Origin of the sequence: Cohnella sp. WQ 127256, assembly GCF_024519285.1 — a bacterium.
Classification (GTDB): domain Bacteria; phylum Bacillota; class Bacilli; order Paenibacillales; family Paenibacillaceae; genus Cohnella.
The window spans coordinates 338,014-358,667 of record NZ_JAMZCY010000007.1; the positions used below are offsets into that span (position 1 = coordinate 338,014).

Sequence of the window (20,654 nt, forward strand, 5' to 3'; positions counted from 1 at the left end):
CTGTTGGATTAATGAGATAGCCTTCTATAGCCTAATGGAGAGATGCCTGTCCAACGCTTAAATTGTTTGCTGAAATAGGAAACTTCTCGGTAACCAATGCGGTAAGCAATATCTTCTATCGTAAGCGTTTGGTCCATTAGCAGTAGCTTGGCTTCGCGAATTGTTAAGTCAGATAAATATTGTCTTGGGGAAATCCCGTATACGAGCTTGAAAACTTTGTTGCAGTAAGCTGGGGAATAGCCGAGCGAGGCAGCAATTTGCTCAATGCTGGTTCGTTCCTCTGAGACTCCGCGATTTTCGTTAAGGGAATGATTAAGCGCCCGTTCTATCGCTCGAGCAATCGAAATAGTCGGTTCGGTGTGGTCATTCCTTAATGCGGGTTCTTGACTTAACACCCACTCACATAATGTGGCGAATAAGCGGAATGAAGCTTGCAGGGAAAGAAGACTTTCTTGTAAGACCATGCTTCCTTGACCGTTATTTACTTGTGGATCAGAGAGTTTCATATAGTGACTGAATATCTCATACAAATTGGTGGCTATGGCTGAATTCGCAGGAATTACGCTCTCTTTAATAGATAATAGGCTCCGACGCAAGGAAGGGTCATCAATTCCAAAATGCAGGCTGAAATACGCCATTTCCCCGCCATCGACGAATCCGTCACTGCGGTGAACGACTTCCGGTTGGATAAATAATATGTCCCCTTCTTCTTGAACAAGGGGGCGCCCATTCACATTCATTCGCTGCTTGCCTTTCCAAGCGACGTTAAATTCGAACAAGGGATGCGTATGCTCGGGATAGGTCCAAGCGGAATTAACCTTGCGCCAATGCGCCGCAAACACATGGATGACCGCTTGAACATCAGGCGCGGCTTTCCACTCCAGACTATTCTCCATGCCGGTTGGAATGATTCGTTTCATCGATCGGATTCCCCACATTCGTATGATGCTCAAATTATAGCATACGTCCTCCTTTCTCAGGATTTTTTTGCCCAAATAGAAGCGTGTTTTGAACATGGGAAGCAGTACTCATTTCCACTATGATAAGTGAAAACCCAATTGAAGAAGGGAGCTTCACATCATGGTAGCTAGAAATGACTTCTTTAATGCACACCATTCACCGATAGGTGCTTTTGCTAGTTTTACATTAGGATTCCTAGGTGCAGGCGGAGGTCTTGATCTGGAATTAGGACGTTCCCCGAAGCAAAACGTATTTATCGGCTTAGAAAAGGAAGATGGAAGCGGATATGACACTTTCCCCTTTCATGCTTCAGAGGAAGCGGATGAAAGTAAGCGTTATGATATTGAGAATCCAGATCCGAATCCCAATAAGCCTCGACTATTGCACCCTTTTTCGAAGGACCAAATTGTCCGGGATTTTCGCCTAACTACGGACACCTGGACATCTGGAGACTTATCGTTCCGAATTTATTCACAGGTTCGTACTATACCTGATCCTGAGTCAGCATCGGATGAAGAAATGAAGGACGTGTTAGTACCTGCTGTTCTTGCTGAGCTAATCGTTGACAATACGAGGTCGACACGCAAGCGGAGGGCTTTCTTTGGTTACCAAGGAACAGATCCGTACAGTGCCATGCGCAGGATGGACGATACCTGTCCAGGACTAGTGGGTATTGGACAAGGACGATCCACTGCGATCGTATCGGCTGATCCGGCGGTGCGTTCTGCTCTCCATTTCAGCATGGAGGATATATTGGGAGCTTCACTAACGGAAAATTGGACATTCGGACTAGGTACGCTTGGAGCATTGATCGCGGATACGGAGCCCGGTCAGCGGGGAGTATACCGATTCGCGATTTGTTTCCATCGTGCTGGTTACGTAACAGCAGGGATGGATGCGTCCTATTACTATGCACGACTGTTTCCGAACATTGAATCCGTGGCACAATACGCGTTGGGCAGATTTGATGTGCTGCGTAAGGAAGCTGAACTCGCTAACGATATTCTTGATCGCGATAACTTGTCGGATGACCAGAAGTTCATGATGGCACATTCCATTCGCAGTTATTATGGTTCAACCCAATTGCTCGAGCATGAAGGCAAGCCCTTCTGGGTCGTGAACGAGGGCGAGTATCGGATGATGAATACGTTTGATCTCACCGTTGATCAATTATTCTATGAGATGAAATTCAATCCATGGACGGTCAAAAATGAGCTAGATATGTTCGTGAAGAGGTTTAGTTACAACGATACCGTTCGGTTTCCGAATGATTCGACGGAATATCCAGGTGGCATTAGCTTTACACATGATATGGGTGTAGCGAATGTGATCTCGCGTCCCGAATATTCCTCTTACGAGCTATATGGTATCGATGGTTGCTTCTCTCATATGACTCACGAGCAGCTTGTGAACTGGGTATTATGCGCGGCGGTATATGTGGAACAGACAGTGGATCAAGCTTGGCTGAATCACAATCTATCGGTGATGGAGAGCTGCCTAGAAAGTATGTTGAACCGCGATCATCCAGATCCGGAGAAGCGTAACGGGGTTATGGGGCTGGACAGCTCGAGGACGATGGGTGGGGCGGAAATTACGACCTACGATAGCCTTGATGTTTCACTTGGACAATCGCGGAATAATATCTATTTAGCGAGCAAATGCTGGGCAGCTTACGTGGCTATGGAGAAACTGTTTCATAGCCAAGGTCGCTCCGAGCTGGCCGCAATTGCTAGCGTTCAAGCGGATAAATGCGCTGCTACTCTTGTTAGTCATGTTGGCGATGATGGTACGATCCCAGCTGTAATTGGAGAAGGTAATAACTCTAAGATTATACCGGCGATAGAAGGTCTCGTGTTTCCTTTCTTTACGGGGAATCCGGAAGCGTTGGATTCTGAAGGTAGGTTCGGAGAGTATATTCAAGTATTAAAGAGTCATCTCCATGAGGTACTTCGTGAAGGCGTTTGTCTGTTCGAGGACGGAGGATGGAAAATTTCGTCGACTAGCAATAATAGCTGGTTAAGTAAAATTTACTTAAGTCAATTCATTGCGCGTCGAATTCTTGGCGTACCGTGGGATGAGCAAGGACGGGCGGCGGATGCAGCTCACGTGAAGTGGCTAACCCATCCGGAGCTATCCATATGGAGCTGGAGCGATCAAATCATCTCAGGTGAAATTGCCGGAAGTAAGTATTACCCTAGAGGGGTTACGAGTATATTGTGGTTGAGTGAGTAATGCTTAATAGGATGAGAAGAGTAAGAAGACAAGGTGGTCGTACAAGGGGAAACCCCGTACGACCACCTTGTCGCTTTTGGCCTATGTTACGGAGTGATTTCACCCCACTTCAGTGATAAGCTTTGAATCTCTAGCCCCACTGTTAAATTCCAAGGTCTGACTTAGCACTTGTGTGAATGCCGGTTCATGTGTTGTTGGAATGACCCAGTTCGTTCGATCTTGGATCATAGACCGTGGGAATTTGTAAGCTCTCGTCCATAGGCTATCCACATGATGCTCAACATTCCTATCCATGCTAAGTACTAAGCGAATTTGTCCTACAACCTTAAATAGATTACTGTAGTCCGTTGAATGAACGGTAATCCATTGAATGGGATCAATTCGTTCTACTTTAGGTGTTTGTATGAAGCCTTGTTCGTTCACCAACTGGATCCGATCTAAGATGATATTTTCATTATTCAGTTGGAAATCAGCCATACCCAAGGCATGAGTTCTTCTCTTGGCTTTAACTAGAAGCGTGAAAGTGACGTTCAACTGTGCTTGCGCTAATATACCGTGCTTTATCATTGTGTAAGCAACAAACTCCTTCTATTCCAAATAGTTTAATACGGTTTCCATCTTACCTATATTCAACTGAAATGTTTGTTATACCGTGGAGTATCATTTTAACTGTTTTTGTCGGATTAAGAAGTCAAACATCTGTAACAAATATTGTGAAAGAAATCACATGAATCTAAAGCTTAACGTCTTATACTGGAAACCAAGAGCAATGATATTTTCAAGAAAGGGGAATTTTTATGGTGACTGAAGCATCCTCAGAGCACATTGTTCAACAGGTGAATCTATTTCGATATTTAAACCCCGACGAGCTTCATCAAGTGAGTTGTTTATTCATACAACGAAATCATCGTAAGAAAACGATAATATTCACGGAAGGTAGCGAGACGAATGCACTGTTTGTGGTAAAATCAGGATTAGTAAAAACGTATCGGTTGGACGCCAATGGTGTTGAGCGGATTGCTTCTTATTATAAGAGTGGTGAAATGCTCCCCCCTACGGGAAGCTCCAAACAATTGCATCATTCTGTAACCGCTGAGTGCATTGTCCAGACAGTAGTGCTTGTTCTTCAGAAAAAGAAGTTCGACAACTTTCTCCTTACTCAACCCGTAATCTCAGAGAAGATTAAGAGGAGCATGAGAGAAAACCAATATCAACTTCGGGGCAAGAAGAAGCTTAGCGGGCAAGGCTCTCAACATCGGGGGAAGATGTTTTTACTAAAGCTTGTCGAGCATTATGGAAACTCAGTCAAGGGTGAATTACGTATCGGTATTCCGATGACTCAGGAGCAGCTTGCGCAAACCATTGGAAGTACAAAGGAAAATTTGTCATTGTTTCTAGGGCAGCTTCATGATGAAGGAATTGCGGATATGCATCGTACTGGATTCGTTATTCATGATGTAGATTCTTTGAGAAGCTGGAGCGAGCAATTGTAGTGATATTTATCACAGTGTTTGCAGTGCTTATTCCGTAATCTTAACATTAACAAAACTACACCACAGTAAAGGGAAGTGACGGATTATGAATTTTGAACTTCTACATCCAGCGGACCAGATCACTTTAATGATGGAACGCATTTATGGGTACGGCATGACGACGACCTCGGGAGGCAATCTATCCATATTGGACGACAATGGTGATATATGGATTACACCAGCTGGCATAGACAAAGGCTCCCTGAGCCGAAATGATATTGTGTGCGTGAAAGCGGATGGGCAAGTTGTGGGGATTCACAGACCATCTAGTGAATTGCCCTTTCATAGATTGATTTATCAAACAAGACCGGATTTGAAGGCGGTTGTTCACGCTCACCCTCCTGCACTCGTTTCTTTCAGTATTGTTCGTCGTATCCCAGATACGCGCATGCTACCGAATGAACGAAAGATTTGCGGGAAAATTGGAATGGCAGAATATGCGCTTCCTGGAAGCGAAGAGCTAGGACAGAAGATCGCCTCTGTATTTGCGGAAGGAATCGATACTGTGATGCTAGAGAACCATGGCATCGTGATCGGTGGTCCCAATTTGTTCGACACCTTCCAAATCTTCGAAACGCTTGATTTCTGTGCAAGATTAGAGATTAAAGCCAACAGATTGGGCAAGCCTGTATTGTTGTCGGAGGAACACTTTGATACAGTCAAAGCAAATGAGGATCCTCACTTGGATACGTTCCGTCCGAATAGCTACAGTGCGAAGGAGAGAGAGCTCCGTCGTGAAATGATTAAGTTCATACAACGTTCATATGACCAACGTTTGTTTACGAGCACTCAAGGAACATTCTCTCAACGGCTTGAGGATGGTAGCTTCATCATTACTCCTAATGGTTTGGATCGTAAATACATGGGAATCGAGCACCTTGTTCGCGTGGATAATGGCAAGGTTGAGGAAGGAAAGCGTCCAAGCCGCTCTGTGAAGCTGCATGAGCAAATTTATAAGCAGCATCCGCATGTGGATTCCGTCATTATCGCTCATCCACCGAACATTATGGCTTTCGCAGTAACAGAGGATATGTTTGATTCCAGAACGATTCCAGAGAGCTATATTTTACTCCGTCGTACGCCTAAGCTGTCTTTTGGATCCATCTACACCGACCCAGAAGGCGCAGCTGCGATTTTCACCCCGGATACACCGATTGCGTTAGTAGAAAATAATTGTGCAATCGTGACGGGACAAGGGCTGTTGAATGCTTTCGACCGACTTGAGGTTGCGGAATATAGCGCGAAGGCAATTATTTCCTCGCGTTGTATCGGCGAGATTGTGCCGATCGATGAGCAGAAAATTCGTGATATTGAGGAAGCATTTGGTTTAGCTTAATCGAGGGATAGACGAACGGCCTTCCGGTGTAACATCCGGAAGTGCCGGTTCTGGCCTGAGAGCACTTTTAATAAAAAGAAGTTGAAATGATTGCGTCCTTGAGGTAAAATTTTCCTAACCAAGTTTGATGTGTGACATTAATCACATTAAAAGGAAACTTGAAGAGCTATACTTAAATCAATCAAGAAGGACACATCCTAAGGATAGTTATTCGATAGGGGTGCGGACAAACATCTTGAGATTGAGTGCTTTTAGTACTTGTGAATTAATTCACAATTGTTTCACAAAATATAGAGAGCAATTATATCTGGAGGTGGAGCGTATGGCGGTCAAGGAGAAGCAAGGAGAAGAGAAAGTATTGCCAAATGCACAGGTGGAGGTAAACCGACTTGTTTCCAAAGCGTTGAAAGCTCGAGAACAGTTCATGCAGCTGGACCAGGAACAGGTAGATCACGTCATTCAACAAATGGCACTTGCAGGTCTGGATCAGCACATGGTGTTAGCGAAATTAGCTGTGGAAGAAACCGGCAGAGGTGTATATGAAGATAAAATTACCAAAAATATTTTTGCGACAGAGTATATTTACCATAGTGTAAAAGGCGATAAAACGGTTGGCGTCATCGAGGAAAATCCATATGAGAACTTCCGCAAGGTGGCGGAGCCAGTGGGGATCATTGCTGGTGTAACACCTGTAACGAATCCAACTTCAACGACAATGTTCAAATCGATCATAGCTATGAAAACTCGTAATCCGATTATTTTCGCTTTTCATCCATCTGCACAGAAGAGTAGTGAAGCAGCTGCTCGTACCGTAATGGAAGCTGCAGTTAAAGCGGGAGCACCCGAAGGTTGCATTCAATGGGTCGAGAATCCGTCCCTAGAAGCAACAGGCTTACTCATGAATCATCCAGATATTGCACTTGTTCTTGCTACTGGCGGATCCGCAATGGTGAAGGCAGCATATAGCACAGGGAAGCCAGCGCTTGGTGTAGGTCCCGGTAACGTACCGTGCTTCATTGAGAAATCTGCGGATCTTCAGCAAGCTGTCACAGATTTGATCTTATCCAAGACGTTCGATAATGGGATGATTTGCGCATCTGAGCAAGCTGTCATTATCGAAGAGCCAATCTACGCTGAGACGAAGCGGTTGATGAGTGAAATGGGCTGCTATTTCTTGAATAAAGAAGAAACGGCAGCAGTATCTAAGCTCGTTATCAATGAGGACAGATGTGCAGTTAACGCTGTAATCGTAGGTCAGTCAGCGGTTCAAATCGCTCAAATGGCAAACCTAACCGTTCCTCCTCAAACGAAAATTCTCGTCGCAGAGCTGACTGGGGTAGGTAGGGAATTTCCACTATCCGCTGAGAAGCTTAGCCCGGTTCTTGCCTGCTACAAAGTGAAAAATGCGACACAAGGCATACAAAGAGCTGCAGAAGTTACAGCCTTCGGTGGTATGGGTCACTCTTCGGTTATTCATTCCAAGGATGATGCGGTAATTGCAGAATTTGCTGCCACTCTAAAAACCGGTCGGGTTATTGTGAATTCACCTTCTACTCATGGAGCGATTGGCGATCTGTACAATACGAACTTACCATCGTTGACACTTGGTTGCGGATCGTACGGTCATAACTCGACGACTTCTAACGTAACAGCGGTAAACTTGCTAAATATTAAGCGAGTCGCTTACCGGACAGTGAATATGCAATGGTTTAAGGTACCGCCGAAAATCTATTTCGAGAAAGGCTCCACTCAATATTTGGAGAAGATGCCTGACATTCATCGGATACTGATCGTAACTGACCCGATGATGGTGAAGCTAGGGTATGTCGATCGGGTAGAATACTACCTTCGCAAACGGAAAACGCCTGTTTTCATCGAGGTATTCTCGGAGGTTGAACCAGATCCATCTGTGGATACGGTTGAGCGTGGAACTCGGATCATGGAAGGGTTCCAGCCAGACTGCGTCATTGCACTCGGCGGCGGATCACCGATGGATGCTGCGAAGGCGATGTGGTTGTTCTACGAATATCCCGAAACCTCGTTCCATTCGTTGAAACAGAAGTTTATGGATATCCGCAAGCGGGTATACAAATATCCGCGACTCGGAAGCAAAGCTAAATTCGTAGCGATCCCGACAACTTCGGGAACAGGCTCGGAGGTCACATCGTTCGCTGTTATTACCGATAAGAAGTCGGGTAATACCAAGTATCCACTTGCAGACTACGAGTTGACACCTGATGTTGCGATTATCGATCCTGAGTATGTGTACAGCTTACCTAAGACTGCAGTAGCAGATACAGGGATGGATGTTCTGACGCATGCCATTGAAGCTTATGTCTCGGTTATGGCGAATGACTTCACAGATGGGTTGGCAATCAAAGCGATCCAATTGGTATTCGAGCATCTGGAAAATTCGTACAAAACAGCAGACCCACTTGCACGTGAGAAAATGCACAACGCATCGTCGATTGCAGGTATGGCATTCGCCAATGCATTCTTAGGTATCAATCACAGCTTAGCGCATAAGTGGGGTGGAGAATTCCATACGGCTCACGGTAGAACAAATGCCATTCTTATGCCTTATGTCATTCGTTATAATGCTCAGAAGCCAACGAAATTCGCTTCTTTCCCGAAATACGATCATTTCGTAGCAGATTTGCGTTATGCAGAAATCGCTAGAATACTAGGACTGCCTGCTCGTACGACGGAAGAAGGCGTCAACAGCCTGATCGAAGCGATTCGGAAGCTGAATCAAATCCTGGATATACCAGCATCGTTCAGTGAGCTGGGCATCGATCCTCAGAAATTCGAGAATAAAGTCGATGAGCTGGCGGATCGTGCTTTCGAGGACCAATGTACGACAGCTAATCCGCGTATGCCGCTTGTCACAGAGCTTGCTGAAGTCTATCGCAAAGCATTCTATGGCCGCTTTGAATAACAACATCTATGAGAATTCATATTGTGGAGGTGCCTGAATCATGGCATTGAAAGAGAATGAAGTAATGGCGCAAAATTCTAATCGTAACGCCTGGAGAGGCTTCTCCTCTGGAGTATGGAAAAAAGATATCGATGTGAAGGATTTCCTCGACCGCAATATAACCTCCTATTTGGGGGATGAGAACTTTCTCGCAGGTCCTACAGAGGCAACGACTGCTCTGTGGGAGCAAATCCAGCAGTTGACGAAGAAGGAAATGGATAATGGAGGTGTTCTAGATATCGATGTCAACACGATATCTTCGATCACCTCCCATGCACCAGGGTATATCGACAAAGCTAAGGAGCAGGTCGTTGGTCTCCAAACCGACGCACCATTGAAGAGATCCGTTCAGCCATTTGGTGGGATCAAGATGGTTGTGGATGCTTGCGAAGCTTATGGATTTCAGCTTCCTCAGGAAATCGTAAAGCTGTTCACAGATGTCCGTAAAACCCACAATCAAGGTGTGTTCGATGCCTATACAACAGAGATGCGTGCAGCACGGAGAGCTGGTATTATTACGGGCTTACCCGATGCCTATGGTCGCGGACGGATCATCGGAGATTACCGTCGGGTTGCGCTCTACGGGATCGATCGTCTAGTTGCTGGTAAGAAAGAAGATCTAATTCAGCTTGAAGTCGATCCGATGACGGAGGATGTCATCCGCCTACGTGAGGAGATTTCGGAACAAATTAGGGCCCTACAGGAATTGAAGCAAATGGGAGCAGCCTACGGATATGATTTGTCCAATCCTGCGAACAATGCGAGAGAAGCATTCCAATGGCTATATTTTGCTTACCTAGGTGCGATTAAAGAGCAGAATGGTGCTGCAATGAGTATTGGCCGGATTTCCAGCTTCCTTGATGTTTACATCGAGAGAGATCTTCTGGAAGGTAAGCTATCGGAGGAGCAAGCCCAAGAGCTCATGGATCATTTCGTCATGAAGCTGAGGATCGTGAAGTTCCTTCGTACACCTGATTACAACGAGTTGTTCAGCGGTGACCCAACTTGGGTTACCGAGTCCATCGGGGGCATGTCACTTGCAGGAGAAACCCGCGTGACACGGAGCTCCTTCCGTATTCTTCATACCCTGTACAACTTAGGGCCGGCACCTGAACCGAATTTAACAGTATTGTGGTCCGTTAATCTACCGGAAGCTTTCAAGGAATATTGTGCCAAGGTGTCCATTGAGACCAGCTCTATCCAGTACGAGAATGACGACATCATGCGTCCGCAATTTGGCGATGACTATGGAATTGCCTGCTGTGTATCTGCGATGAGAATCGGGAAGCAAATGCAATTTTTCGGGGCTCGTGCTAATCTCGGTAAAGCTCTACTCTATGCAATTAATGGTGGTGTGGATGAGAAGCTTGGTGTACAGGTTGGTCCAGCGTATGCTCCAATTACGGGGGATAAGCTAGAGTACGAAGAAGTCGCCAAGAAGTTCGATGTGATGCTGGAATGGCTGGCAACGCTCTATATGAATACCTTAAACGTCATCCATTATATGCATGACAAATATGCTTACGAACGGTTGGAGATGGCTCTGCATGATCGGGAAATTCTCCGCACCATGGCTTGTGGGATCGCTGGTTTGTCCGTCGTAGCAGATAGCTTAAGCGCCATTAAATATGCGAGTGTCAAACCGATCCGGAATGAAAAGGGGATTGTGGTCGATTTCGTAATCGAAGGCGAATACCCGCAATATGGTAACAATGATGATCGCGTTGATCAAATTGCGGTACAGATTACGGAAGCGTTCATGAACAAATTACGTAAGCACAAGACCTATCGTAATGCATTGCCGACGATGTCTGTGCTGACGATTACTTCCAACGTTGTATACGGGAAGAAGACGGGTAGCACTCCTGACGGAAGAAAAGCGGGAGAGCCTTTCGCACCAGGGGCCAATCCGATGCATGGACGGGATCGAATGGGAGCTCTTGCTTCATTAGCTTCTGTAGCGAAGCTTCCTTATTCTTACTGTCTGGATGGCATATCGAACACGTTCTCCATTATTCCTAAAGCCTTAGGCAAGGAGCAAGGTGTGCGGATTCGCAACATGGTATCCATGCTCGACGGATATGCTGAAAGCACTGGACATCATCTTAATGTAAACGTATTTGATAGAGAGCATCTCATGGATGCCATGGAGCACCCGGAGAAATACCCGCAGCTTACGATTCGAGTATCCGGCTATGCGGTTAACTTCACTAAGTTAACACGTGAGCAGCAATTAGATGTCATTAATCGTACATTCCATGGCGCTGTCTAACTTCTGACCGTCTTAGAGGAGGCGTTATGCATGAAAGGGAGAATTCACTCCATAGATACTTTCGGAACCGTTGATGGTCCGGGAATACGCTTCGTGCTTTTCATGCAGGGATGCGCACTTCAATGCCAATTTTGCCATAATCCTGACACTTGGGATACAGGAACGGGTAAGGTTGTAACCGTAGAAGACATCTTAAGTGAAATTGAAAAGTATTTGCCTTATTATCGCCGTTCAGGTGGCGGGATTACTGTAACGGGTGGAGAGCCGACACTACAAGCGGGATTCGTTACTCAGCTCTTCAGTGAATGTAAGCGCAGATGGGGACTTCACACCACTTTAGATTCCTCTGGCTTCTGTGAACCTGATCACGTCAAAGCCTTGATGGAGGTTACTGACTTAGTGCTTCTAGACCTTAAGCAGATGAATCCAGAGAAGCATGAAATGCTCACTAGTCGTGGAAATGATCGTATTCTTAAGTTCGCAGCCTCATTATCTGAGTGGAACAAACCGATGTGGATTAGGCATGTGGTCATTCCAGGAGTTACGGATGATAGCAATGACCTTCGTGCGCTTGGCGCATTTGTCGGAGGGCTGCAGGGAGTAGAGAAGCTGGAGTTGCTTGCGTATCACCGGATGGGTGTCTTCAAATGGCAGCAGTTGGGTAGAGAGTATCCTTTGGATGGAGTACCAACTCCTACTGAGCAGGAAATGAAGCGTGCATATCGGTTTATTGAAGAAGGTCGAGCAGCTGTTGAGCGGGAGCGTGAGAACATCATTACATGTAGGGATTGTGGACAGGCAAGCGGACAGGCCAATACCGTGAAGCATTGGATTTGTGAGGATTGCAAAGTCAATGAACATACAATAGCTGTTAAGATATCAAGTAAATAATTATAAAACAATAGATCAAATCCCCTTTAAGATGACCGTGTTGTGAATCGACACTAAGTCAACTTGAAGGGGATTTTTTATTTTATATCTTTACTTTGCTGCAAAAGTTGTTTTATTATTAAGCGTTTCTAATAGCGATTAATGGCATGTCAAGGGATTAACAACTTGTCAGTCAGAAGGAAGGACACATTGAAATGAATCAATTAGCACATAAGAATAATGCGGCGCAAGGGAAAGCACGCCTCCCCTTGGCGCTCTTCTCTTTAACTGCCGGTGCATTTGCCATCGGAATGACCGAGTTTGTGATTATGGGAATTTTGCCGAATGTGGCAGATGACCTAAATGTAAGTATTTCGCAGGCGGGTCAGCTTATTACTAGTTATGCGCTTGGTGTGGCAATAGGCGCACCAATATTGGCGATCGCGACGCATAGGTTACCACAGAAACAGCTCCTCTGCCTGTTGATGGTGCTCTTCATCATTGGGAACGGAGTCGCGGCTATTGCTCCTAACTACGACATTCTTATGGCTTCTAGAATCTTCACTTCATTAGCCCATGGTACATTTTTTGGTGTTGGATCAGTACTCGCAGCTAATTTGGTTAGCCCAAATAGACGTGCGGCTGCGGTATCCATGATGATGGCGGGATTGACTGTTGCGAACATTGTGGGTGTTCCTCTGGGCACCTTCATCGGTCAGCATCTGGGCTGGCGAGCCTCTTTCGGCGCGGTCGTCATTATGGGAGTTATAACATTAGTGGGTATCATTGCGCTTATTCCAAAGATTCGCCAAGAGCAGTCCTCAAGCATCATCCGGCAAGTTCGCGCGCTTGCTCAACCTAAGCTGCTATTAATGTTACTTACTGGGGCGATTGGATGCTCCAGCTTGTTTACTGTCTTCACATATATTGCTCCCTTGCTTATGGAAGTGACAGGCTTCGCCGAACATAGCGTGACTTGGATATTGGTATTGTTCGGCTTTGGGGTCACGTTCGGTAACATCATTGGAGGCAAGCTTGCGGATTGGAAGCTCATGCCTACCTTGATTGGAGGATTCGGAGTACTTTCTTTGATCCTGGCTCTCTTCGCTATCGTCGATGAGATTCCAGTTGCCGCTGTCATCACGATTTTCATATGGGGAATTGCTGCATTTGTGGTTCTCCCAGGATTGCAGGTTCGAATCATGTCTCTAGCTAAAGATGCACCTGCATTAGCTTCTACCTCCAATCATTCAGCCTTAAATATTGGGAATGCAGGCGGAGCATTTCTTGGTGGCTATGTGATTACGCATGCGGGATTAAGTTTTTTGCCATGGGTGGGATCACTTCTATCTCTCATTGGATTAATACTCGCTTATTGTGTCTATCGTTGGGATAGACACACACTGAAAGCCTAATCGTCATGGGGACAGTTTTGACAAGATTGCCTTCTTTTCCCGTTACTTACTTCATTATTGTGTGATGATATAATAAGAGGATACAGCTTTGAATGAAAAGGAGGAAATACACGATGGCTCAGCGCAGTAAACAGGATGTGCTTGACTATCTTGAACGTGCAGAGGTTGCGGCAGTAGGCACCTCCAACATGGGATCCCCTCGTCAGAGAATGATGCATTTTGCGGCGGATGAGGATTTTAATTTTTATTTAACGAGCACCAAAGGTGACCCTAAGGTCATTCAATGGATTAATATCCCGGAAACTGCGATGTTGATACACCAGGGAGCAACTTTCATGGAGATGGAAGAGTGCGAGATCATCGGCCGGGCTGAAGTGTTGAAGGATGAAAGGGATCGGAATAAGGCGATTGATTTGCTTGTATCTCGATCACCGATCGTCGGACAATTTCACCAGATCGGTGCTCTCGACCGATTGGAGTTTATACGGGTTAAACCGTATACGGTTAAGTTTCGTTATGTGCCAGAAATTTTACAAGGTGAACCTCCAACGGTGTTTGATTTTGAAAATAACCGGGAGTCGGTGAGTGTATGGGACGATGTTAGAGCGAAGGCGCGAGCATGGAAGGAAGCCGTTCGTCCTTTGTCGTTGACTGCTGCACTAGTACCGATTTTACTAGGTGGGGCGTTGGCCTTATCGGCTTCAGATCAGTTTAATGTATTACATTTTATCCTCACTCTGTTTGGTGCGATCATGATTCAAGCAGGCACGAATATGATCAACGATTGGAAGGATGCGGATCGCGACGGTGAGAATCGGACAGGAATGCGTCCTTTCACTGGTGGTTCGAGGATGATTCAACTCGGATTGATCTCCCGCGCAGATATGTGTTTCTTTGGGTTAGCCTTATCGTTAGGTGCTGTACTAATTGGAATCTATTTAGTTGCCGTTAGCGGACTCGGCTTAATCCCGCTTATTCTCTATGGAATCATTGCTGGTTTATTCTATACGAACGCAAAGGGAAAATTCTCGTTTATTAATATGGCACCTGGCGCAGCAGAATTTCTTATCGCGACCACTTATGGTGTCTTCATGACTCTCGGAGCTTATTATGTGCAAACCGGACACTATTCTCTCCAAGCGTTGCTGATATCACTTCCAGTCGCCCTGTTCATCAGCAATGTGCTTCTAATTAATCAGTTCCCAGATGCGGAGTCGGATGCAAAGACTGACAAAAAAACACTGGTTGTACGTCTAGGCAAGAAGCAAGCGAAAAACGTACTGATCATTAGCTTTGTTGTTGGTTATGCTATTATTGCTCTACTTCCATTGTTTGACTATGGTCCATACACACTTTACTTTGCTTTCCTGTCTATCCCGTTTGCTTGGCAAGCTATTCGCTATGCTCAACGGAACTACGACAAGAACGCTACGGATCTTATTCCAAGTAATGCTCATACGGCCATCAACCACTTATTTAATGGATTGCTGCTTGTTTTCGCTTTCCTACTTGGTTCGCTGAAAATTATCGTACCGATTATTTTCTTAGCTGCATCCTTAGGATTAGTATTCTGGGTATGGAATTATATTGAGCGGCAGCGTAAGGTTATGAACGATTTTAAGATAGCATTTCGTAAGTAAACATCCATCTATGATAGGATAAGAGCAGCGCCCAGGATATCATGGGTCGCTGCTCTTATCCGTATATGGCACAAAAAATAGGTAAGAAATAACCGTCTTCGATATTGGACTATGGATTCGATTTCTGTTATCTTAAATTCCGAGATTTGATTAAAAGGGAGGCTTCCAAAATGATCCTAGAAGTAATCGCAACAAGTGTACTGGATGCCAAACTAGCTCAGGAGCATGGTGCACATCGGATTGAACTCATTTCTGGCATTGTCGAGGGTGGAGTAACCCCTAGTTACGGGTTGATAGAGCAGGTAGTGAAAGCCGTGGATATCCCAGTGAACGTGATGCTACGTCCTCATGCGAACAGCTTTCATTACGACTCGGACGATGTAGCTGTAATGTTAAGTGATGTTAAGACGATCCGGGAGCTCGGAGCGGCTGGAATTGTTATGGGGATGCTGAAGCAGAATAATCAGATTGATACGACTGCTCTAGAGCTTCTGCTCAACGAAACCGGAGAGTTGGCCGTAACCTTTCATCGGGCATTCGATGAACTAGAAGATCAACATGCAGGGCTACAGGTGCTCGCTCGTTACCCCTCTATCCGTAGAATTCTAACCTCAGGAGGTAAACCCAGCGTATTGGACGCTAAGCCTGAGATCGTTGAGTTAATCAAGCTTTGCGCAGGGGAAGGGCATCCTATCGATATCCTTGCTGGGAGTGGGCTTAACGTGGAAGCCTTGGACGACTTCATAAGGCTTACGGGAGCTAAAGAGGTTCATATGGGCACCGGAGTAAGAGTAAATGGTCGAGCGCTTGAACCGCTAGATCAGAAAAAGCTACAAATGGCAGCTGCGATTGTTAACCAATACAAATAAATGTGAACATAGATGGAGTGATTTAGATGAATAAGCTATTAGTGCAAGAATCCAGGGGCGAACTGGTCGAATGCGAATACGAAGGGCATATTTGCGGGATTTCGTACTCAGGGGACGTAGTGTATCAATTCGGTAATCCCCAGCACGTGACGTTCATGCGGTCAGCGGCGAAGCCGATCCAAGCGATACCAGCATTCCGACACTCGATCGGAGAGCGTTATCCGTTCAATGACAAAGAGCTTACAATTATGACTGCGTCCCATCGCGCCGAGGCGTATCAGGTTCAAGCGCTAGAATCCATGTTAGGTAAGATCGGGATTAATGAGGACGAATTGGTATGCCATTCAACGTATCCGCTCAACGCAAATGCGAGGCATGAGTTAGTTGCGCAAGGAAAGCCGGAACGCCATCTTTATCATAATTGCTCAGGTAAACACCTTGGGATATTGGCATACTGTAAGAGTAAGGGCTATAGCACAGCGGATTATGCAGAGCCTAATCATCCGGTCCAACAAGAGATTCTGGCAACTCTGGCGATGTTGGCCGAGTATCCTGCTGATAAAATCGTGGTCGCAATAGATGGATGTGGATTTCCTGTATTCGGTTTGCCATTGCATCATATGGCTAAAGCTTATCTAAAGTTTGCTTGTCCGGAATTAATCGAGGATGATGCAACCCGTGTAGCCGTCGAACAAATCGGCAAACTGATGAATGCAAATCCCGAGATGGTGTCCGGAACGGGACTGATCTGCTCGACGATTCTCAAGGATTCCAATATCGTTGCCAAAGGCGGAGCTAAGGGCGTGTATTGCTTTGGACTTCGGAAGGAAAAGTTAGCATTCGCGCTTAAAGTTATGGATGGTTCAGAAGAGAAGTGGCCGTTGATCGTGGCTTCTATACTGGAGCAAATCGGGTATGATCGTCAGGAGACGATCGACAGTATGTACGAGTTATGTCCTAGACAGTTCACAAATGGTAATGGCACGATCGTAGGGACGAACAAAGCAGTCTTCCAGCTGGAGACAATCGGTTAATACGGCATAATATGAATAAAGAAGACACGCCTGCGACAAGTAGCCTTAGCTACTCGTCTGAGGGTGTGTCTTCTTTTTCAAGTTTTGGGAGCCGGTAAGTTACTTTAGTTCCTTTGCCAAGCTCGCTACTTAGTGTAATACCACAATGGGAGCCGTAATGCAGTTTGATTCTCTCCTGGACATTGACAAGCCCGATATGGTCCATGACCGAATTTGTTTCTTCGATCTGTAAGTGCTGCTGAATGCTCGCGAGATCAGAAAGGGGAATCCCTTGACCATTGTCGGTTACTTCGATGATCGTATATTCGTCCGTCTCATAGCCCGAAATTTCGATCCGACCTTCACCGGGAATCATCTCGAGTCCGTGGTAAATCGCGTTCTCGATGATCGGCTGCAACGTCAGCTTCGGAATCTGGTAGCGGAGTAGAGGTTCAGGTATGGATACGATTAAGCTGAATTTATCATCGTAACGGATTTGTTGGATTTCAACATATCGAACTACCTGCCTTAGTTCCTCCTGCAAGTACACGATTTGCTCGCCAGACGAGATGCTATAGCGGAACATTTCCGACAGCATTTTGGCCATACGGGACAGAAGAGGGACTTCTTCTATGACGGCAATCGCATTCATGGAATCTAACGTGTTGTATAGAAAATGAGGGTTGATTTGCGAATGGAGCGCCTTAAGCTGTGCTTCCTTTCGCGAAAGCTCCGATTTATAAACATGATTAACGAGCGTATGAATTTCTTCGGTCATACGATTGAAGCTGCGTGTCAATTGGCCGACCTCGTCCGTGCTTTGCACATCCAGTTGAATGTTGAAATCTCCAGATTGAACCTTTTTCATTTCTTGCTGTAGGGTTCGCAGAGGTTTGGTTATGCGTCTTGAAACGAAATTAGAGATGATCAGCGCAATGATGAGGGCCAGGAATCCGATGCCGATCGTAATATCACGATATTTGTTGGAGTTGCCTTGAATACTACTCAGAGGATCGAGCGTAACAAAGCGCCACCCCGTTGCATCCGAATAGGTGGAGCTAACGAACATTCGCTTGCCATCGATATCCATCCATCCTGAGGTATCCCCGCTAATTTTTTCCCCATCTGCCCATTGTTGCCCGATTCGTTCGATGGCACTACTATAGACGATCTGATTATCTGCATTGAGTATGATGACATCGGTTAGCTTAAGACCACTTAGAATCCTGAATATATCCATAACGCTAATATCAATGACAATACCGCCAAGATTAGCGCTACCTATGGAATTATTGATTTTCCTTACGAGAGAGAACGTGTACGGAGAAGCGGTAGAAGAGGGAATGAAGTAGGAGCGCTTAAAAGGACCAGCCACTCGAACTTCCCCCTGAAGGGCTAACGTCTCAGTATACCAAGCTTGATTGGCGAAGGATTCACCGATATAGAGCGGATCCCGTTGGATCATGGCTCCATCAGGAGTTACGATCGTTACATTATGAATTTCCCCATTGATCCCCATGTATCCATACCATTCCGCAAATTGTTGGAATAGGCTCGTCTTCCATCGGGTTTGTTCGATGATATCGGTAGGTATGCCCTTGTTCAAGAGCTGTTGGATTTCTCCGGTATAGATGGCACGGCTATATAATTCAAGCGAATTAAAGTATTCCTGCAGATTCTGCGACAGCACCTTCAACTCTAACAGCCGATTATCCTGCGTTTGTTTTTGCGTAATGCTAATGGTCGAAAAGTAAAGTATGCTGCCGAGGATGAGCAAAGGAATGAGAATAACGATGGAGTAAGACAATAACAGCTTCTTCTGCAAGCTGCTATTCAAGCTGGCTAGCCTACTCTTAATCAAGTTTCGCATCCTCCTTGAATTGGAGCGGGGTTACGCCAGTATATCTCTTGAATAGCATACGGAAATGTTTCAAGTCCTGATAGCCGCACTGTATGGCAATATCGCTAATCTTGCCATTTGGATTGTTTGCGATCAGAGATTTGGCATGCTCCATCCGTAGTTTGGTCAAGTATTCCAAAAAATTAGATCCTGTATACTGCCGGAATAAGGAGCTGAAATAGCCAGGACTCATGTAATAAGTGCGAGCGAGATCAGTCAAGTTGATCGTTTGATGGAAATTAGCATCCACAAACAATTTCGTTTTCTCTACGGCATCTTTTGCATTCTGAATAGGGATCTGAGGATCTGCGTCTCTAATACGGCTAAAGTAATCCGCAACTACACTACGCTTAGCAACTAATTCGACGATATAGGGGAGTTTCTTCGCAATTTGAAAAGCCTCAAGGTACGTCTGCTCGATAATATTTCCAGCTTCGAAGAGAGTCCGAGCCCCCCGCAGCAGTACATAGGGATATACGCTTTCTATCAAGTCATTGTTTATCATCGAATCCGTTCGATCATTATGAAGCTCTTCAAGCTTATTTAATAATGCCCCGTGATTGCCTTGCTTAATAAGAATAAACCATTCTCTTTCCCAAGCGGAATTCAGTGAGAAGGAGGATACTTGCTCGGATGCTAATGGACTTGGATTGAATAGCTCGTTATCCGATTTCAAAGGTAAGCTAGCTTGAAGCTTATAAGCATCATAGGCTTTAGCTGCGGATTCCTTCAAGCGCTGAATTCCATTTACTAAATTCCCTATACCAGCAAGCTGAAAAAACCCACGATTTCCTAGAACCGTACGAAGCTCAGGAATAACACCTTCTATAATTCTCGCTGAACCCGCAGCGATAAAAGCGTAATAATTGCCTCGCATACTGATTAGAAAGCTTCCACAAAGGTTTTTAAACTGCTGAAAATGCTCATAAATATCGTTTTTGTCCCCCTCGCTGTCAAACATCGCTACAACGAAGTGATCCTCATCTTCAGAAAATCGTATATCGTCCCAATCTGTAAGTAACTGTTCATTCTCATCGTAAGCGCCTTCAAGCATGAGGTAGAGAAAATGCTCTCTTGTTTTCTGTAGCTGTGCGGCTGCTTTTTTGCGGCCGTCCTGTGTTTTAATAATAAGTCGTTCTAATATATCGTTGAGCTCTATTTGATCAACGGGCTTTAACATATAGTCGGATACGGAGAGATGGATGGATTTACGGACATAAGCAAAATCGGAGAAACCGCTTATAACTAAGAATGCCATGTGGGGATATAATTCTTTAGCTTGCTCAATCAGATCAAGTCCACCAAGTACGGGCATTCTTACATCGGTTATCACAACATCTACGTCAAGATCACCTAATGCATGAAGTGCCTCATACCCATTCGTACATTCACCTACTAATCGCAGCCCTAGCCTATCCCAATCGATCATCTTGATGATACCAGCACGTGACAATCGTTGGTCGTCCACTACTAATACGTTCATCGAGTCTCATCCCTTTGTCTAAGTTGAATCGCATCTATGGTGTTAAAGATTTACTATATCATAACCCTTTGTATAGGAGGGATGCCAATAAGTAGGATCACAAAAAAATGCCCCCCATCATAATCAACGAATGTCGCCTATACTGAAAAAGCGTT

At 45.3% G+C, this 20,654-nt stretch carries 13 protein-coding genes and 1 pseudogene; 10 read left to right on the top strand and 4 right to left on the bottom strand.

Translation table 11 applies throughout. The annotated features are described in order from the left end of the window. Positions 1 to 8: 8 nt before the first annotated feature. Positions 9 to 953, bottom strand: coding sequence for an AraC family transcriptional regulator (locus M1K58_RS21660; protein WP_256760963.1), 945 nt, complete (start codon positions 951 to 953; stop codon positions 9 to 11). Between the two features lie 127 nt (positions 954 to 1,080). Between M1K58_RS21660 and M1K58_RS21665 the strand changes: the two genes are divergently transcribed. After that, a complete protein-coding gene (locus M1K58_RS21665; protein WP_256760964.1) occupies positions 1,081 to 3,192 on the top strand; it encodes a glycoside hydrolase family 52 protein in 2,112 nt (703 codons plus the stop codon). A gap of 99 nt (positions 3,193 to 3,291) precedes the next feature. Here M1K58_RS21665 and M1K58_RS21670 read toward each other — a convergent pair whose 3' ends face one another. Next, on the bottom strand, positions 3,292 to 3,759 hold the full coding sequence (locus M1K58_RS21670; RefSeq protein ID WP_256760965.1) for a hypothetical protein: 468 nt from the start codon (positions 3,757 to 3,759) through the stop codon (positions 3,292 to 3,294). 230 nt (positions 3,760 to 3,989) lie between these two features. On the opposite strand from M1K58_RS21670, the gene M1K58_RS21675 reads away from it, so the two are divergent. From M1K58_RS21675 to M1K58_RS21715, 9 genes and pseudogenes are all read left to right on the top strand, one after another. Further along, positions 3,990 to 4,685 (top strand): Crp/Fnr family transcriptional regulator, encoded by a 696-nt coding sequence (locus M1K58_RS21675; protein ID WP_256760966.1) that lies wholly within the window; start codon positions 3,990 to 3,992, stop codon positions 4,683 to 4,685. Positions 4,686 to 4,770: 85 nt separating this feature from the next. Next, positions 4,771 to 6,060 (top strand): class II aldolase/adducin family protein, encoded by a 1,290-nt coding sequence (locus M1K58_RS21680; RefSeq protein ID WP_256760967.1) that lies wholly within the window; start codon positions 4,771 to 4,773, stop codon positions 6,058 to 6,060. A 322-nt stretch (positions 6,061 to 6,382) separates the two neighbouring features. Beyond that, the gene (gene adhE / locus M1K58_RS21685; RefSeq protein ID WP_256760968.1) at positions 6,383 to 8,998 is read left to right on the top strand and encodes a bifunctional acetaldehyde-CoA/alcohol dehydrogenase; all 2,616 of its coding nucleotides are present in this window, start codon (positions 6,383 to 6,385) and stop codon (positions 8,996 to 8,998) included. Positions 8,999 to 9,038: 40 nt separating this feature from the next. Next, positions 9,039 to 11,309: a formate C-acetyltransferase gene (pflB, locus tag M1K58_RS21690; protein ID WP_256760969.1), complete on the top strand. Its 2,271-nt coding sequence runs from the start codon at positions 9,039 to 9,041 to the stop codon at positions 11,307 to 11,309. A gap of 30 nt (positions 11,310 to 11,339) precedes the next feature. Continuing rightward, positions 11,340 to 12,053, top strand: a pseudogene (gene pflA, locus M1K58_RS21695) (pyruvate formate-lyase-activating protein); the annotation flags it as partial. Positions 12,054 to 12,394: 341 nt separating this feature from the next. Next, positions 12,395 to 13,594, top strand: a complete 1,200-nt coding sequence (locus M1K58_RS21700) for an MFS transporter (RefSeq protein WP_256760970.1) — start codon at positions 12,395 to 12,397, stop codon at positions 13,592 to 13,594. Positions 13,595 to 13,707: 113 nt separating this feature from the next. After that, positions 13,708 to 15,234 carry a prenyltransferase gene (locus M1K58_RS21705; RefSeq protein WP_256760971.1) on the top strand — a complete coding sequence of 509 codons (1,527 nt, stop codon included), beginning with the start codon at positions 13,708 to 13,710 and terminating at the stop codon, positions 15,232 to 15,234. 170 nt (positions 15,235 to 15,404) lie between these two features. Continuing rightward, on the top strand, positions 15,405 to 16,103 hold the full coding sequence (locus M1K58_RS21710; RefSeq protein ID WP_256760972.1) for a copper homeostasis protein CutC: 699 nt from the start codon (positions 15,405 to 15,407) through the stop codon (positions 16,101 to 16,103). 26 nt (positions 16,104 to 16,129) lie between these two features. Beyond that, complete coding sequence (locus tag M1K58_RS21715; RefSeq protein ID WP_256760973.1) at positions 16,130 to 17,137, top strand: asparaginase; 1,008 nt, start codon at positions 16,130 to 16,132, stop codon at positions 17,135 to 17,137. 49 nt (positions 17,138 to 17,186) lie between these two features. Here M1K58_RS21715 and M1K58_RS21720 read toward each other — a convergent pair whose 3' ends face one another. Both M1K58_RS21720 and M1K58_RS21725 read right to left on the bottom strand, forming a co-directional pair. Next, positions 17,187 to 18,977, bottom strand: coding sequence for a sensor histidine kinase (locus M1K58_RS21720; RefSeq protein ID WP_256760974.1), 1,791 nt, complete (start codon positions 18,975 to 18,977; stop codon positions 17,187 to 17,189). Further along, positions 18,970 to 20,499, bottom strand: coding sequence for a response regulator transcription factor (locus M1K58_RS21725; protein ID WP_256760975.1), 1,530 nt, complete (start codon positions 20,497 to 20,499; stop codon positions 18,970 to 18,972). Before M1K58_RS21725 ends, M1K58_RS21720 begins: the two co-directional genes overlap by 8 nt. Positions 20,500 to 20,654 lie beyond the last annotated feature (155 nt).